The sequence below is a fragment of the Citrobacter freundii complex sp. 2025EL-00176 genome, from assembly GCF_053309355.1.
In genome coordinates, this window is the sequence record NZ_JBRYHT010000001.1 from 362,402 (window position 1) to 378,009 (window position 15,608).

General features: G+C 37.3%; 18 protein-coding genes and 1 tRNA gene. 16 read left to right on the plus strand and 3 right to left on the minus strand.

Annotated features, from left to right (window positions below; translation table 11 throughout):
• Positions 1–35 precede the first annotated feature (35 nt).
• The 9 genes from ACVXHP_RS01755 to ACVXHP_RS01795 all read left to right on the plus strand — a co-directional run bounded on the left by ACVXHP_RS01755 (position 36) and on the right by ACVXHP_RS01795 (position 3,922).
• A tRNA-Ser gene (locus ACVXHP_RS01755) sits at positions 36–123 on the plus strand.
• A gap of 292 nt (positions 124–415) precedes the next feature.
• Positions 416–1,324 (plus strand): DUF6387 family protein, encoded by a 909-nt coding sequence (locus ACVXHP_RS01760; protein ID WP_181596880.1) that lies wholly within the window; start codon positions 416–418, stop codon positions 1,322–1,324.
• Positions 1,325–1,533: 209 nt separating this feature from the next.
• A complete protein-coding gene (locus tag ACVXHP_RS01765) occupies positions 1,534–1,746 on the plus strand; it encodes a helix-turn-helix transcriptional regulator (RefSeq protein ID WP_200006932.1) in 213 nt (70 codons plus the stop codon).
• A gap of 19 nt (positions 1,747–1,765) precedes the next feature.
• On the plus strand, positions 1,766–2,083 hold the full coding sequence (locus tag ACVXHP_RS01770) for a hypothetical protein (RefSeq protein ID WP_200006930.1): 318 nt from the start codon (positions 1,766–1,768) through the stop codon (positions 2,081–2,083).
• Between the two features lie 85 nt (positions 2,084–2,168).
• Positions 2,169–2,465, plus strand: a complete 297-nt coding sequence (locus ACVXHP_RS01775; protein WP_447570749.1) for a hypothetical protein — start codon at positions 2,169–2,171, stop codon at positions 2,463–2,465.
• 51 nt (positions 2,466–2,516) lie between these two features.
• Positions 2,517–2,753: a hypothetical protein gene (locus tag ACVXHP_RS01780; protein WP_023302109.1), complete on the plus strand. Its 237-nt coding sequence runs from the start codon at positions 2,517–2,519 to the stop codon at positions 2,751–2,753.
• Positions 2,754–2,807: 54 nt separating this feature from the next.
• Complete coding sequence (locus ACVXHP_RS01785; RefSeq protein ID WP_200006926.1) at positions 2,808–3,173, plus strand: hypothetical protein; 366 nt, start codon at positions 2,808–2,810, stop codon at positions 3,171–3,173.
• A gap of 62 nt (positions 3,174–3,235) precedes the next feature.
• Positions 3,236–3,478: an H-NS family histone-like protein gene (locus ACVXHP_RS01790; RefSeq protein ID WP_192465014.1), complete on the plus strand. Its 243-nt coding sequence runs from the start codon at positions 3,236–3,238 to the stop codon at positions 3,476–3,478.
• A gap of 48 nt (positions 3,479–3,526) precedes the next feature.
• Complete coding sequence (locus tag ACVXHP_RS01795) at positions 3,527–3,922, plus strand: hypothetical protein (RefSeq protein WP_200006924.1); 396 nt, start codon at positions 3,527–3,529, stop codon at positions 3,920–3,922.
• 111 nt (positions 3,923–4,033) lie between these two features.
• Here the strand turns inward: ACVXHP_RS01795 and ACVXHP_RS01800 are convergent, their stop codons facing one another.
• The gene (locus tag ACVXHP_RS01800) at positions 4,034–5,260 is read right to left on the minus strand and encodes a hypothetical protein (protein ID WP_200006922.1); all 1,227 of its coding nucleotides are present in this window, start codon (positions 5,258–5,260) and stop codon (positions 4,034–4,036) included.
• 235 nt (positions 5,261–5,495) lie between these two features.
• Positions 5,496–6,065 carry a replication/maintenance protein RepL gene (locus ACVXHP_RS01805; RefSeq protein ID WP_447570750.1) on the minus strand — a complete coding sequence of 190 codons (570 nt, stop codon included), beginning with the start codon at positions 6,063–6,065 and terminating at the stop codon, positions 5,496–5,498.
• An 860-nt stretch (positions 6,066–6,925) separates the two neighbouring features.
• Between ACVXHP_RS01805 and ACVXHP_RS01810 the strand changes: the two genes are divergently transcribed.
• The 5 genes from ACVXHP_RS01810 to ACVXHP_RS01830 all read left to right on the plus strand — a co-directional run bounded on the left by ACVXHP_RS01810 (position 6,926) and on the right by ACVXHP_RS01830 (position 11,055).
• Positions 6,926–7,195, plus strand: a complete 270-nt coding sequence (locus ACVXHP_RS01810; RefSeq protein WP_200006918.1) for a hypothetical protein — start codon at positions 6,926–6,928, stop codon at positions 7,193–7,195.
• Between the two features lie 576 nt (positions 7,196–7,771).
• Positions 7,772–8,350 carry a hypothetical protein gene (locus ACVXHP_RS01815; RefSeq protein ID WP_200006916.1) on the plus strand — a complete coding sequence of 193 codons (579 nt, stop codon included), beginning with the start codon at positions 7,772–7,774 and terminating at the stop codon, positions 8,348–8,350.
• A gap of 15 nt (positions 8,351–8,365) precedes the next feature.
• Entirely contained in the window at positions 8,366–8,938 is a 573-nt protein-coding gene (locus ACVXHP_RS01820) for a DNA-directed RNA polymerase subunit beta (RefSeq protein WP_200006914.1), read from the plus strand.
• A 72-nt stretch (positions 8,939–9,010) separates the two neighbouring features.
• Positions 9,011–10,279, plus strand: a complete 1,269-nt coding sequence (locus tag ACVXHP_RS01825; protein WP_200006912.1) for a hypothetical protein — start codon at positions 9,011–9,013, stop codon at positions 10,277–10,279.
• 116 nt (positions 10,280–10,395) lie between these two features.
• Positions 10,396–11,055, plus strand: a complete 660-nt coding sequence (locus ACVXHP_RS01830; RefSeq protein WP_200006910.1) for a hypothetical protein — start codon at positions 10,396–10,398, stop codon at positions 11,053–11,055.
• 93 nt (positions 11,056–11,148) lie between these two features.
• Here the strand turns inward: ACVXHP_RS01830 and mobQ are convergent, their stop codons facing one another.
• Entirely contained in the window at positions 11,149–12,636 is a 1,488-nt protein-coding gene (gene mobQ, locus ACVXHP_RS01835; protein WP_200006908.1) for a MobQ family relaxase, read from the minus strand.
• 805 nt (positions 12,637–13,441) lie between these two features.
• On the opposite strand from mobQ, the gene ACVXHP_RS01840 reads away from it, so the two are divergent.
• Positions 13,442–13,753, plus strand: coding sequence for a conjugal transfer protein TraD (locus ACVXHP_RS01840; protein WP_200006906.1), 312 nt, complete (start codon positions 13,442–13,444; stop codon positions 13,751–13,753).
• A gap of 306 nt (positions 13,754–14,059) precedes the next feature.
• The gene (pilV, locus tag ACVXHP_RS01845; RefSeq protein ID WP_447570751.1) at positions 14,060–15,505 is read left to right on the plus strand and encodes a shufflon system plasmid conjugative transfer pilus tip adhesin PilV; all 1,446 of its coding nucleotides are present in this window, start codon (positions 14,060–14,062) and stop codon (positions 15,503–15,505) included.
• The last annotated feature ends 103 nt before the right edge of the window (positions 15,506–15,608 follow it).

The window sequence follows — 15,608 nt, forward strand, 5'->3', positions numbered from 1 at the left end:
CAGGTCCGTTCGGGATGTTTATAGTGCGCCTCATTGGAAGCGTGGCCGAGCGGTTGAAGGCACCGGTCTTGAAAACCGGCGACCCGAAAGGGTTCTAGAGTTCGAATCTCTACGCTTCCGCCAATTTCTTAACAAAATCAATAGCTTAATGGTTGGTTTTGATTTTGTACTGCATAAAGTATTGCATTAAAAGCCCGTGTAAACGGGCTTTTTTGTATCTAAAATCTGGTATTTACCCGCAACAAATATTTTAAACACTCCGCTCTTGCCTGAGAAAGGCCCCTACCTGTTTCTCTTCCTATACAGATTAACCAAGCAACATCCTTAGGTCACAAACGTGTATTCGTGACGCTTAACTGGACAACTAATTGTTCTGTCGGTTAAAACAGCTAAAAAAGTTAACTGGTAATTGAAAATGAAAGCTAGTGAAGTCATGAAGGCTGCAAAATCATGGTTCAAGCTGAGTAACTATGATGTGTTGCAGGAGATCACTGTCAACGATCTGAAGAGGGAAGTGATTGCCCGGTTAGAAATGGCTGAGCACAATTTTGCTGTTGAGATTGATGAAAGCGACTGGATGTACCGTCAAATCCATCTGGATAACGAAACCAAGATTTTATCTGGGCAACCATTGCTGGCAAGCAAGCGTGATAAACCAGCTCCAGTTTACGGTAAAGATTACCCATTAAGACAAGCTGTTGAAAACCCGCTTGCAGATGCTAAAAGGCATATCAGGCACATGACTGTATTTGATGTGGCGAAATATGCACATAGGTTGAGTGATATAAAGATACTTACCCGTGTGGGACCTAACGATGGTGGTGCTCTTTCGCCTAAATCAGCAAATGTAGGGCAGTGGCGGTTGACCGATATTGAAAAGCTTAATTCTTATACACCGCTGTATCTTGAACTTAACCTCAGAGCGCTCACAGATGAAGAAGTGATAGAGCATATGAAGCGTATGCTTCCTGAATGGCGTAGGACTCATGATCTCCCTGAACCTCAAGCTAGAGCTTCAAGGTTCGGGATTTCAACAATCAAAAAATTGATTAACTTCCAGACCATCCCTATGTTGGACTTGCTGTTCTGGGCAAAGAGAGAAAACGTCAAAATTTCGTATGAGATGTTGGCTCGTCTTCTACATCCAGATTCATCAGAGTCGATCAGAGGTGGTTCCAATATCAAAGATACTGATAAACCGTTTGCCGATAAAGTGCTTAACCGTGAGTTCGAAAAGGCCTTTAACGTCTACTTAAGTAAAAACGATGACATGATCAATACAAAAGTTGCTGATGTTATGAGAATGAATGAAAAAGAGGAGTGAAAGCGGTAGTCCATTGCTTCAAAACCAGTGAGGGGCTGCTGCTAAGCAAGCGCCTCTTTTTTCAAAACCAGCGAAATCCACAAATTTTCAATTTCCCCGAAAATCATCCCCCGCCAATTTCTAAAAAAATCTTGTTTTCCAATATCTGCATCATGTGATCTCAATTTTTCCTATTATAGCTCTTGTCGAAACAACAGAGGAAAAGGCAAATGAGAAATGAAATCGCAGGTAAAAGATTAATCCGTGTTCCAGAAGTTCTGAGAAGAGTCGGATTTAGTCGAACGACAATGTATGAGCTTATCAAGGAAGGCCGATTCCCGGATAAGGTAATCATAGGGGCAAGATCTGTAGCCTTTGTGGAAAGTGAGATTGAAGCATGGATTGAAAATACCATTTCCGATTCACGCAGAAATAATAAATAACATAAAAGAGGAAGCAAAAATGAAAGTACAAAAGATAGAAATACATGTTAGCAATGATGATACAAAATACTTTGTTCTAAAAAGTGGCGAAGAATATGACTACTATTTGCGGTGTATGAATGAGTATATGGGGGAAAGATTCTATCATAACCTTGAAGACGATGGTTATATGGACGGTGTTTTAAAATCAATAATAGAGAACGGCAAGAAAGATTTTAATGAGTTCTTGAAAAAACATAAATATAAAGCATCGATTAAAAACGTATATTTTGATGAAGTGCTTGTCAATCTGAGGCAGATACATCATGTGATGAGTCACTATATTTTATATACATAATCGATAGCGTCATCTATTCGGCCCCGCAAGGGGCTAATGTAAAACGAAATGAATAAAGTAAGCATTTAATAATGAGGATATAAACATGGCTAAAGAAAATATTATTGAAAATAAATCAACAGAACTGTTTTATGATCTGGCTTGTAGATCGTTTTCCGCAAGTTGGAATATGTTCATGGAAGTGAATGGCGATGGAGATGCCAATGACTATCTAGATGATCCGGTTTTTATGAGTCCATTTATTATTTATGTGATTGACCATATTCAGAACAACTTTAAAAGATTCACCACACAAGAAGGAAACTGCGGTGATATTAATCAGGTCAACTTTGAACAAGTAGCAGCCCTGCTGGTAGGGTATTCAGATAACTTTAGAAAGTAAGAACTAATCTTGCCCCGCAAAGGGCCAACTATAAACAGAAGGGAAAAACAGATGAAGAATGATATGTCAGTAATCGTAAGTATGTTATGTGAAAAAACACCTAAAGTAATGAATCTTATCCAAGAGAGCTTGGATATATTTATCGCATTGAGAGGTAGCTCTGTCGAAGAAATCATGAATGATAAGACCTTGTTAGATGATTTAAATCGTTATGTAAATGAGACACTGTATGATGAGATGGATCTGGAATATGGTTCTGTAATCATAAAAATAGTATCTAATAAATAGTATTAATACCTTCTCGATATTTATCTAATATTTAACTTAATAAAAGTAATCAGTATGAAAGAGATTATTTTAAATGAAAGCAATAAAGTGACAATAAACATTATTTCAAATGTATTACAGGGATATTGCGAAACGATCTATAGCATCTCTGAAAAACAGTCTGAAACAGCCATGAATATTTTAACTGGGGAGGTGTTATCAGAGATACTTTATGATGTTTTGATTGCCTGTGAAGTTGAAGACTATGTTAAAAGCGGAAGAGGCAAAGATGTATCTGAGATCAATATGGATGAGTTAAAGGAAACGATTTTATACTGGCATAAAGAGCATATTATTGAACTTGTACTGAAAAACATAAAACCGGATGATGCTGATGAGCGTATTTATTGGAAGTTAAAAATGACGGTGAATCAGTATTGAAAAATGGCAATATTCCCTCGTGCAGAGGGAAATAATCCTATAATGAACTGGAGAGAACCAATATGATTGATGAATTTCACGTAATATATATGTATAAAAAAATCCAAGCTGAAGCGGCTACTACCGACATCAAAACATTGGAGCAGCTTTTGAAGAAGTTCCGCCAAGTTGTCGCGGAGCGCCGGGAAGAATACTATCAGGAGATTGGTGAGAAAAAGGCTCAGAAATTGAGGGCTAAGAGATTACAACAGTTGCATGAGAAAATGGGGCGTGATCGAGTATCACCGGCGGATCTCATTGACTGATAATAGAAAGTCATAATAATGTATCTTCATCAAGCAACGGAGGTATCTATGGGCTGGGAACTTCACATAGTAAGAACAGAACATTGGTTCGATAGCGCAAATGATCCAATAAGTAGTGAAGAATGGCTTCAGCTTGTTGATAGTGATGACGAACTATCAATAGATCATAAGAACGGTGATTTTTATGCTATTTGGAGTGGTCAAAGTGAACACGATGAACCTTGGCTTGATTGGAATGATGGAAGGATTTCGACTAAGCATCCAGACGAGGCGCTTTATTGTAAGATGTTGCAGATAGCTGATAAGTTAAATGCTGTAGTTGTTGATGAGGATGACCATAAATATTTACTATCAAGTGATCTGATGAATCCGTCATGGGTTAACTCATCATCTACTGGTAAAAAAATATCTTTATGGGACAGATTAACTTCGAAGCTAAAATAGTATATATTCAGTTTGTTATCAAAGATACTATTGATACCACTATATGATCATTAAATTCTGACACTGCTAAAACTTCATTTGAGGTGAAATTTTAGCAGGACTTAATGGCGCTTATAAATTACTTCCTGAGCAATCAGCTTTTCCTAAAATATAATCATTTATTTCTTGGCTAAATTCTATAGTGATTTTATCATTAATAAAATGAATTCTGGAATAGTGTTTGTTTATAAATGCTCTAATAGATACATTTTTTCCATCATTGACAATCAATCTAATTCTATTAGCTTCAATGGGTGAACCAAACATGATGTCAGCCGTATTACCATCAATGATACCTGACAATCTTGAAACAAAATTAGGATTATTTTCATAACCATCAAATGTTGAATCAATTTGTGTTCCCCATGCATGATTAAAAGTTAATGCAAGTTTTTTAGTTAATAGTGACGCGTATGATATTTCTATAAATGATGATGAGAAACATATTATGCGTAATGGGTATTTCCCTGAAAAAGTAGATGAAGCATTATCTGGCTTCTTTTGGCATTGCTCTGAGTAATATAATCTGGTAATAACCATACTATCTGCCTTTAAAATAATATGTAAATCAATCCTTGATTTCAATGGCTTCACACCATCATTATTTATGAAATACCATTCATAAAATCCACCACAATATTTAGCTATTGAAGTATCTGCGCTTTCACCGTTACATATGTCAGACTCACTATAAAGCATTTGCGATGAAATGTGTTCCGCTAGATCTTCCGTTGCTGATATTACAATACTATCCGACCATCCACCCAAAGAGTTGATAAACTCATCCTGTCGCCTAATAATGACTTCCAATAAAGATGCTCCAGTTCCTGAAACATAACACTTGCCAAAATTATCTGTTATTATCTCTTTGCATTTATTATGAGTTAATGGGGAAAGATTTCCATCATTATCTCTTACGATACCTAATAGTGAAAAAGAATGACTTCTAGGATTATTTAATAGGAGTTTGTCAATATTATCTCTGGTTATGTTACTAGTTGGTTCATAATTAGAACGATTGAGAAAATCTGCTGATAAATCACACCAAAAGTTAAATGCGTCACGACATTCGCCTGAAAAAGCTAATAGTCCTGATCTATTAGGTAATATAAATGTTTTTCTTCCCAATCTGGTGATATGCCATCTTTTGTTATCAGTAGTCCATTCACTGCATGTTTCACCTAATGCAGGAAGCCAAACTGTTTTTTTTTGAGAGAGATCTGGTCCATCTGTGTTTAGCAAAGTATCAGCGATAATATGGGGTTCTTTCTCACTATTCAAAAGTGCAATAGCTGTCATAGTATATCCTATAGTTGAAAGGTTATAAAATTGACCAACTCTCTTCTATAGCATATTTAAACAAAAAAATCATTATTTAACTTTGTGTTTTACAAGTATGAGTTCTCTTAAAACATTTCGATAGATTGTACACTCGACCTTCTGCGATCAATTGCAATCCAATTTCTCTAATAACGGTTTCCGGCGTGTTGGTTTTGTTATCAAGTTATATTTATTGTTTTATGTGGATAACACTTTATTTTTTGATTTTATATTTATTAGATTTGCTAGAATCAATCTTTGAAAGGTAATATGTTTTCATAAATGTTAAACGATCACCATTAAACATGTAATCGGGGTTAATAAAGTAATAGTTCTGTATCATGGTCTCTGCAATAAACTTCTTGTCAGCAAGTTCTTTCATGCCTTTGAAATATGTTGTTCTGGATATTTTTACGACATCTTGATCAACAATATCGTATGACATCAAGATAGTGTCAGTATCCTTATTATCTCTGATAGCAAGATAAAGGATCTTGAAAACTTTTTTACCCGATGAAGACAGTCCTTCAATAGCAGATACTCCGTCAACATAAAGTTTCACGAACTGTGTCTTATCAACCTCTATAGCCTGATAGAAACCGCCATTACCAACTTGCTCTCCAGTATTTTCATTAACTAATGCTAGTCGATCTTTTCCTGTAGTAATACGTCTAACGCCAGTTTTTGTATGTAGACTTGTATCATTAAGAAATGGGTTTTTAGTATGACGTGGGAGACCTCTTCTTGATTTCTTTACTTCAGTTTGTATCTTATTTTCTATCATGGTATTTACTCCTTTATTTTTTAGTTATATATTTAAGTGAATACTATATTTTGCGTGCAAGTCAATACTTAAAGTTTATGTTTTTTAAAATAACTAACACTTAATGATTTTAATTTTGAAACTTGTAGTGCTACAACATATATATATAAATAACACTATATCATTTTTATTTGAGAATAGTTATCAACTTAAGTACCGGGATTCGGGACTTTAACTCCCGGATGTCGGTACTTGGTTTTAAGCTATAGCTGGCCTGAGAGCATTTTTCTTCTTCATTATTCAATTAGCGAAGCTGAGAACAACTATGCAGAGGTATTTTGGGGTACAGTTCTACTTTTTATTTCATTGGTTTCTTCTCTTCAATTTATATCTCAGCAAAGTGATTGTTTGAAACAATCACTAAGCGCTGCTGATATCTTATTAAAGTTGAAATTGTTTCCCATTTACCTCATAGCGGCTATCGCCGCAATTCTTCATGGATAAATCCATCATCAACAGGGATGAACCCTGTTCCAGCAATGTGATTGTTTTGAACAATCACGAAGTGCTGCTTCTGAAAATATAGTTTTCCAATGTGTTTAAGAGCAAATGCCATATGTCGAGAATAAGATATTATGTGCAGGCACATGATCGGTTTTCGATATTAGTATAATACTTTGAACATTAAATCTCATTTCATATCAGTGTCAGGGCGTAGCCGTGCGGTAGCACATGAGCATTAGCTCATAAGATAAATATTTTTTTTCAAACAGAATGATAACCAAGAAGTAATCCATGCTGCGCATGGTGAGTTAAATTTGATTTTACTCAGTGATAAATGATATTTAATTACATAACAGACAAAATAAGGAAGGCGTGTAATGAAAAAAATAAAAACAATAAGTATCTTTAAATCAAATGAAAACATCCCTTTGATGACGTGTATCGTAAACGATATAGAAGAAAGTAAAAATGGAATAAAGCTTATTCTGGAAAACGGCGAAAGCATCAATATTAAAGATTACGGTTATTTCTTCCTGTCAGAGGGCGAAGGCGATTTGGACAGGGAGCGAATGTTAAGTAGTTACAGAAGGTTGATTTCTGAACTCAGTCAGATCAGTGAAGAAACCGTAAAATCATTAATGCTCTGACCTGAACATCCCACTGCTGCTGTTATGATATTAACTTCATGAAAGATATTACTTTTTAAGTAAAACCAGAAATCGGTAAGTGATAAAACTCGTGCGGTATCACCGAGCAGCAGGGGTATAAGCTATGCCATGTCGGCTTAGGTCAAGTCTGTGACATTTTCCTCTGCTTCAGATCGCTGTAGACAGGTTTTGTTCCACCTATAAAAGTATCAGAACAAATCATGTGTGCTGCTTCATTCCTTATCCCTTGATCATTTAGCTAAAGCAGGACAACTGTGGCTATCGAATATTTCCCATCACTCCCAATTAATTGATACAAAAGATCGATAAATCACTATTGATAGTTTTAATCGATTGAAATCTGATTATCGATCGATGTTTTAATTGTTCATATCGATCGATAATCATTATTTGATAGCTTTAAACTATCGTTTGTTTTGTATCGATCGATTTAAACGATATGACGAACAACAAAAATAATTCAATCCTATCAATTGATTAGAAGATGATTCCTGATCTGCGGGCAAGAATACTTAGATCGGGCGAGACAAATCAGACTAAATCTTTGAGGAATAAATGAAAGGACATAACTTCTTACCACTGGTGGTCTCTCTGGCATTTCTTACTGGATGCCAACAGCTCAACGATGGTGTGAATAGCGTTAACGGGGCAATTAACTCTTCACTGTCATCATTGGACAGCACCGTTGATAAAGCGCTGGGGGTTTCAGCTTCCGGTCAGGATAGTGGTCCAGCAACGTCCATTACTGGTCTTGGTGCTGTCTGCAAAGACTATGAAGAAAATGCAATGGCAGCAGAAAAGAAATGGACTGGCAAAAGGATCTCTATCATCAATGCCACTGTTCTCGAGGTTACGAAGGGCAGAAGTACCAGCGATATGATGACGGGAATGCCCATGTCAACCCCTAACTATTACCTGCTATTCAAAACAGCCGATACAAGCTATTGTGGTGGTATGGTCTGGATTGATTACTATTCTGGCCTTGATGATACGGTTCTGACTTACAAAAAAGGTCAGAAAGTCAGTGTCACTGGAACAGTCAACAACTTCGAAGTTCGTGGCTTCGCTACCGTCAACAATGCCGATATGCCAGTTCGTCTGGTTGTTCTGAGAAATGGCACTATCAATCATTAATTTAGGGTTAATAAAATGCATAAAATATCGTTAGTGGCCGTCGGGGCTATTTTGCTTGTCGGTTGTGGAGATAAGGGAGATTTTGAGAAAACGATAAATAACAAAATTAGTAAGGAGCCTGTTTGTTATTCTTTTAATACAAAAGAAAATAACAGTAATGCTTATGAAAGCTTCAGCGAACCCGGAGTTTTCGTCAGAGTTAATGTTCGAGGAAATGATGTGAGTCCTATCTTGGAAGGACTTAAAAAATCGGGCTTAATCGATATTGAATTCGAACAACAAGCGTTTACCCGTGTTGCAGCCTTATCAGCAACAGATAAAGGTGCTAAAGCGAAATTTTGGGATAAGGAGCATGGGGCTTGCGTAGGTACTAGAACAGTGGATGAAATAAAAGAGTGGACTGAACCCAGCGACGCAGGTGGTCAAAAAGTAACACGGGTATCATATACATGGAAATTGTCAGATATCCCAAACTGGGTTGATAAGGACGCGTTTGCCAGATCTGGGGTCAAAGGCATCGACAAATCTGAGAAAGCTACTGCGATATTAGTTAAAACTAATAATGGTTGGAAAGCTAGCGGTTTCTAATGTCAAAGCGAGACATTATTTATATCAAGAAAATACTTGAAGGTATTTGCTGTATCATTTAAAGGAATAATTATGCGTAAGTCATTAGTAATGGTTCTAGGATTTTCTATTGTTCTGACTGGTTGTGAAAAAGCTGTTGAAAATAAAAATATTTCTGAGCTTACAAGTGAAGAAGCAGATGGTATTTGCAAAAGACCAGATGTTATTACACAGATAGAAAATAGCTTCAGAGAGGGGAGTATTGAATTCTTAAATAGTAATCCATTAAACTATTCCCCGTTTATTGATAGATATAACTCTGTAGAACAACTTTCTGACAATAGAAGAGCGTCAAGGATTGATGTTAGCTATAAATATAGTTCGGATGATTTTTCAAAAGGATTCGGAACTACCGATAAAGTTAAAGTAAGTAACGCAAGGCTAACTGGCACAGGTAAAGACGATTTATCATGTAGTGCTAAAATAGAGTTCACATCTGATAAAATCTATGGGATTTCATTTTCAGATAATTTCACTTACAATATAAAAAAAGAAAACGATAAATTTGTTACTGACATTAAACTTTCTCTTGAAGGACTAACACGTAGTAAAAGTGAACCTACGGTATCTCAAAAGGAGTGGCGTGATAAGTATGAAGAGAAACTTAATGCAGATGATGATATGTTGAGGAATATTCCTGATTCTGAATATAAAGTCATCTCACAGAATGATATATATTACATTTACTTTGCGCAAGCACCACGTAAGTTCAGCGATGATGAATTGATGGGATTCTTTAGCTCTAAGTGGAACAATACGACTGATGTCTTTGCCAAAGAAGATATTAAAAAAGAAGAACTTCCTAAAATAAAAGAAAAAATTGAGCAATATAAAAATCTGAAAAACATATTGTCTTACTCAACTTTTAATTTGAGTCAGCAACTGGCAGACAAAAATGCTCTCAAAACAGAAAGTGGTGAAAAATCTATAGAAACTTCTACTAGTTGGTTTTCTACACGTGATAGCTATGACATGACGAAGAAGGGTTATAGCTATGAAGCGCCCTCATGTAATATGAACGGCGGTTTAACAATCGAACGACGTGGAATCCGCTTCACTACAGATGATTCTTTACGTGGGTGTGTAGTTGGCGTACCGGATGACAAAGCTCGCGAAGTATCTGCTAAGCTTGCTGCCATAGGTAGACAAGGAGGTAATGCTGGCTTCTTTGTTAAATCTTATCTTCATATCTCTAAGGTCGATGGTAGTGACAATACCATTCATACGACTGTGATTAAGGATGAAGTTAACGTTTACGATCCTGAAACCAATGAGCTTATTCTTGATACCGTAGTTAGATAGCTGCTATACACATATACACTTCATGGTGCATGCTTACTGGTTCTGGGATAAACATGCACCTGAAGTGGAGTGCAAATAGGCTGGAGCTTCAACACACTCATAAATAGAAGGAATATATGATTCAGTTAATAATAGTGGTTTTCTTGGGGCTTCTGTTAAACATACCATCACTTACACCGGTGCTTTTTCTCAAAAAGACACAAAAGAGCGTGAAGGTATCGATGGCGGTCAGACTGTTTCTACTTAACGCTTTCTTGGTGCTGTCATTGGTGACGGTTTCGCAGAATATTACGCAAAAATACGGGCTGTTTCCTATATGGCTGGTATGTGTTGCTATCGCTCTTTTTATGGTTACTCTGGTATCAACAGTTAAATTCGTGCGTAAGAATTTAACTGTTGGTAAAAGTCGGACTATTATCCTTTCATCATTCCTGATTGTCTATGCCACCAGATTTCATGCCGTGTTTTCAGATGTGTATGGAAGTGGATATACGCTTAACGGATACAACACCGCATGGACATTTTTCTTCTTGTTTGCCTGTCTGTTGGCTTATATCGGTTGCTTTGGGAGTAAAACATATTCTGGTTATTCTGCGCCGTCATCTGCATCGCAACCTGATTATTCTAAACCAACCAAAGAGTATGAAACACAATCTCAAGTTGACTACGATATTGCTGTAAAGGGGCGGAGTGTTCTATCTGATCCCAATCTAAGCATTGTTGAGCAACAGCGTTATCGGGATGCTCTTGAGAAAAAAGAAAGAGAAGATTGGTAAAATATATTTACATTACTTAATAAAGCCGATGGAAATCGGCTTTGAAATTTCTTATTGGAATTCATTGACATTATCTTATCTAAATTTGGCCTTTTATTTTCTATATCCCCGTGGCCTCATACGTGGGGCTTTATCTTTGCTGGCATGTGGTATGAGATCCATGCGATGATCGCTTTCCGGCTGTTCGTTCTTAGGGCTGCTTGGGAAACGGCTGATCTCATCCGGTGTTGGTTTATAGTCATCTTGGTTAAACTTGGCTTTTTTCTCATATTCAGTGCGAGAGATATGACGGCCTAATACCTCGTCAAAGACGTAGTTTTCAGCAATACGTTTATCATGTTCTTCACTGATAAGATCAATTTGGAATTTGTTTGCTTTAGCCCATACAAACTTCTGCTTGAAAAAATCTATGACAAGAGTTGTGAAGCGTTTAAAGATATTATCTTGACGTGTAGTAGCCTGTTTCCTCTTGCCACGTTCAGGGGCGCTTCTGGATGCCCTGTTTGGGTTTTGAGAGGAGGATGTTTTCAGAATAGTATTTATTCCAGAATCAGAAATACTTGCCGATGGTTTCTTACCAGCAATGACCTTACTGACTTTGGATTTATCACGGTAAGATTTAACACCACGCACACGATTATGAGGAACTGGTGCTACCAATACAGGCCTTTGTGTTTCATGAGTAGAAGAGCCGGAGTGCGTTTTTGGTAATACGATTTCTTCTGGTTCAGCAAGATGTGTAATCGTAAAGCTTCTGACATCAATGACGATTTCAAGATCAAGTTCGCTGAATGTTTTGTAGACTTCAACTGCTTCCTGCTTGGCAGCGTCACGAACAGCTTGTTCTGTGGCTCTTTGTTCCTGAGCCGCCTTACTACGCCATTTGGCACTGGGGATGCGTTTCATTGGAGGACGGTTTGTTTCAGCGGCTTTTGCAAGCCATAGAGCTTTTTCTTCATTATACAGAGCAACTGCTGCTTTCTCTAATGCTTCTTCGTGCTGGGCTTGGAGAGAGCGATGGTCAATACGTTCTGATGAACCAGCGGCAGCGAGGTAGCTGTTAGCCATAGCTGACCATGATTCACGCCATAAAACAGACATTTTTCTGTCGTTCCAGCTCCTTTCCTTTTTACCAAAACCTTCCGGGCCTATAGTTTTTAATGTCAACATAACGTGAGCATGTGGGTTGTCGCTATCAAGATCATGAAAAGCGATGTCGGCAATCATGCCTTTATCAACGAAATTTTTCTGGCAATACTCAAGAACAAGTTTTTTCTTGTCGTCATTGTTTAACCCGGCAGGAATAGCAACATCGAAATAACGGGCTGTTTGTCCGTTATTTTGACGCTCGACTCTTTCAACTTCATTCCACAATGCTGCAGAGTCTTTTATGATGTGTGCAGGAGCATTAGCAGGAGCTAATATGAAATGCCCGTATAAATCTGTACGTCGGCTATAATCATAGGTATCACCCGTTCTTTCATCTGTGATTCTGCAACGAGCATGATAGGCAGCTTTAGCAACGGATGATTTGCCCTCTGAACGTTTCACAATTTTAAAATCAAGATGAAAAATAGCCATACAATAAAAAGAACCTCAATATAAATTTAAATATCAAACCAAAATATAAATCTCCAATGTGACTATGCTGGTTTTAGTTTTTCGTAAGAAAAACTCTGGTGTTGACGTTGACCTTGTTTCCGAAGGAAACGGTGTTAGCCTGCGGCAGGCAACCGTCGGTAGACCCCACACGCTCACGAAGTGAGTGTATAGGTGGGCATTGCTTTATTTTTATATCTCCTGAAGGAGCTAAAAATAACGACAATGTTTTAAGTTTTTCTATATTATTAATAATAACGCTAGTTTTACAGGTTGTGAAATTAACAGGGCTAGAATCGGATGAACGGCTTAGGTAGCGTATTTATATTAAATGTTTTTTCAAAGAGCGCCCGTAAGGGCAAATGGAGTTCTTTTCTCTCCCGCCGTAAGGCGGGAAAGTGGAATTGAGATAAAATCGTGAAAATAACAGATGCTTTTATGTGTTGCACAATTCACAGGTTAAGAACAGAAATCAGAATAAAAAGATAACAGATTAAATTGTCTTCATTGATTTGATAAAATAAGTAACGCGGAGAGTATTAGATATTTTAAGTTAGCGATTGCACTCGTTTGTGTTGCATAATTTTATTATGAGCTTACTGACATCATGTTTTTAAAACCAAATCACCATTTTTCGGGATGAATCCCATTATTAACAGGGCAAACCTGTTCAGCAGGTGATTGTCTGGAACAATCATCTGGTGCTGCTCAACCTTATGCCTATGATTTGACCTTTACCTTTTTTAATTGTATTCAATATTTTTAAGAACTAAAAGGATAAGTAATTATGAGTGATACTGATAACAGTAGAAAACAACGAACAGAAAAAACAATTAAGCAAAAAATAGCTTCGGCGCAGATGCGTTTAAATCGTCTTAAGAGTAAAGAAAAATCTTTATCGAAGAGTGTTGAGACTCGATTGAAGATCATCCTTGGGGCCGAAGTAGCTAAAGCGGCTGGAAGTAAAATAGAAGATGTGGATAAGGAGTTTGTGCTTGGACTAATGTTATATTTTCAAAGCGTGAGCGCTGAAGATAAGATAAAGCTTCAGATACTTGGAAAAAGATTCCTTGCAGATATGATTGGCAGACAAGAATAACAACTGTGCTATTATTAAATAATAAGGATATGAATGTGCAATTTGGTGAACTGGATAATACCGCATTAATCTTAATGAGTGCAAACGTTATAACTTGGAGTATAAATATTGGCTTGTTGAGTTTATGGGCCTTTAACAGAATGGCATAGCAAAAAGTCAATTAAAAATGACTGATGTCATTTCATACCCATAATAAATACTATTGGGTTTTAATAATCTGTTTTTATCATAAATAACACAACGTCCATTGACCAATTTTTTATTTTTGTTAATTAATCGATTATAGGGTCAAAGAGGATGATAAAAATGAAAGAAATAAATCAAAAGGGGTTTTCTTTATTGGAGTTGACATTAGTTTTGGGTATTGGAACAGTGATGGCGTTCGTAAAATTTCAGGACATGAAAACTAATCAGGAAAACATGATGGCTGATACTGTTGGTAATCAGATAAAACAGATAGGAGAGGCGGTAAATCGCTATATAAGTATCCACTATGACAAACTATCAACTCTTTCATCAAGTAGCAGTCAGTCCAGTGATCCGGGGCCAAGGGTATGTTCTGGTAATAGTTGTGAAATTACATATCAGACTTTGGTGAATGAAGGATTGCTGCCTGTGAGTTATACAGGTATCAACATGCAAAAGTCTTCTTACAAGATAGTGTTAAAACGTTCAGGAATAGCTCCTAACTTTGTTATCAATGGTCTGATTACAACAACATCGCCTTGGCTGGAAGGCGGAAAATATCGTTATGATTTGTTAGGAAAGTCTATGCAGGTCGCTGGCATTGATAGTGGAATGACGCAATCAGCTACTTTAGTATCAGGTCTACATGGCGCATGGACAGAAACATCATCAGCTTTTAATAATATCACTGCAGCGGGTCTGCTGGCGTATCGTGTTGGATACGATTCTTCTATGTATTCAGTGTATTTGCGTCGTGATGGCACATTACCTATGACCGGTAATTTAAACATGGGTAATCAGGACATAAATAATGCCAGAAATATAGCGGCAGCGGGAACCATAACTACGGAGGTATTACGAACTGGCGGGGCAGCGGCGATAGGTACAAAATTAGATGTTGGCGGTGTGGCAACATTAAACTCTGATTTGAACGTAGCTGGCAATGGTCAAGTCAATGGCAATTTAAATTCTAATAATAGCGTATCAGGAACAACCATAACGTCCAGAGGGGAGACCTACACGCAGAACTGGTTCAGAACTATGGGGGATGGAGGGATTTACTTCCAGAAATATGGAGGCGGTTGGTATATGACGGACACGAATACCATAACTGCCTACGCAGGTAAAAATATTCAAACAGCGGCAGGTGTTTATGGTGGATATGTTCACTCTACTGGAAATATTGATGCTGTTGGACAAGTTTATGGTGCTGGTGGGGTTGTGTCAGGTGGTAGAACAACAGTTGGAGAATATCTTCAACTAAATGGAGTGGCCTATGCTGGAAATGGATGTTCTCCTAATGGTTTACAAGGGCGGGCAGTTGATGGTTCTATATTATCTTGCACTAATGGTGTGTGGAAAGAAGGGGGCGGAAGTGTAAATAGGATGTTTATTATTGTTGAAGGAAAGTGTTATGTTCCAAATAAAGATACCGGAGGTTGTTCTTGTCCAAACGACCCTAATCGTTTAAAACAAATAGAAGTATCAAGATATCGAGGAAATGAATGTAATAATGGTGGAAGTAACTGTAGAGAGCCAGATAGAAGATTATATACATGTAATTAGGTGACTGGCGGCATTACGAACAGTTTACTTCCACTGGGGCTGATTTGGTTGCCCCATATGTGGGAATATACATTCTCTCCAAGGGGGAGTTTCCTTTAAGGGA

Bases quoted from the DNA above. Each gene is read 5' to 3' on its own strand.
- ACVXHP_RS01760 (WP_181596880.1), top strand. From the start codon at position 416: ATGAAAGCTAGTGAAGTCATGAAGGCTGCAAAATCATGGTTCAAGCTG.
- ACVXHP_RS01765 (WP_200006932.1), top strand. From the start codon at position 1,534: ATGAGAAATGAAATCGCAGGTAAAAGATTAATCCGTGTTCCAGAAGTT.
- ACVXHP_RS01770 (WP_200006930.1), top strand. From the start codon at position 1,766: ATGAAAGTACAAAAGATAGAAATACATGTTAGCAATGATGATACAAAA.
- ACVXHP_RS01775 (WP_447570749.1), top strand. From the start codon at position 2,169: ATGGCTAAAGAAAATATTATTGAAAATAAATCAACAGAACTGTTTTAT.
- ACVXHP_RS01780 (WP_023302109.1), top strand. From the start codon at position 2,517: ATGAAGAATGATATGTCAGTAATCGTAAGTATGTTATGTGAAAAAACA.
- ACVXHP_RS01785 (WP_200006926.1), top strand. From the start codon at position 2,808: ATGAAAGAGATTATTTTAAATGAAAGCAATAAAGTGACAATAAACATT.
- ACVXHP_RS01790 (WP_192465014.1), top strand. From the start codon at position 3,236: ATGATTGATGAATTTCACGTAATATATATGTATAAAAAAATCCAAGCT.
- ACVXHP_RS01795 (WP_200006924.1), top strand. From the start codon at position 3,527: ATGGGCTGGGAACTTCACATAGTAAGAACAGAACATTGGTTCGATAGC.
- ACVXHP_RS01800 (WP_200006922.1), bottom strand. From the start codon at position 5,260: ATGACAGCTATTGCACTTTTGAATAGTGAGAAAGAACCCCATATTATC.
- ACVXHP_RS01805 (WP_447570750.1), bottom strand. From the start codon at position 6,065: ATGATAGAAAATAAGATACAAACTGAAGTAAAGAAATCAAGAAGAGGT.
- ACVXHP_RS01810 (WP_200006918.1), top strand. From the start codon at position 6,926: ATGAAAAAAATAAAAACAATAAGTATCTTTAAATCAAATGAAAACATC.
- ACVXHP_RS01815 (WP_200006916.1), top strand. From the start codon at position 7,772: ATGAAAGGACATAACTTCTTACCACTGGTGGTCTCTCTGGCATTTCTT.
- ACVXHP_RS01820 (WP_200006914.1), top strand. From the start codon at position 8,366: ATGCATAAAATATCGTTAGTGGCCGTCGGGGCTATTTTGCTTGTCGGT.
- ACVXHP_RS01825 (WP_200006912.1), top strand. From the start codon at position 9,011: ATGCGTAAGTCATTAGTAATGGTTCTAGGATTTTCTATTGTTCTGACT.
- ACVXHP_RS01830 (WP_200006910.1), top strand. From the start codon at position 10,396: ATGATTCAGTTAATAATAGTGGTTTTCTTGGGGCTTCTGTTAAACATA.
- mobQ (WP_200006908.1), bottom strand. From the start codon at position 12,636: ATGGCTATTTTTCATCTTGATTTTAAAATTGTGAAACGTTCAGAGGGC.
- ACVXHP_RS01840 (WP_200006906.1), top strand. From the start codon at position 13,442: ATGAGTGATACTGATAACAGTAGAAAACAACGAACAGAAAAAACAATT.
- pilV (WP_447570751.1), top strand. From the start codon at position 14,060: ATGAAAGAAATAAATCAAAAGGGGTTTTCTTTATTGGAGTTGACATTA.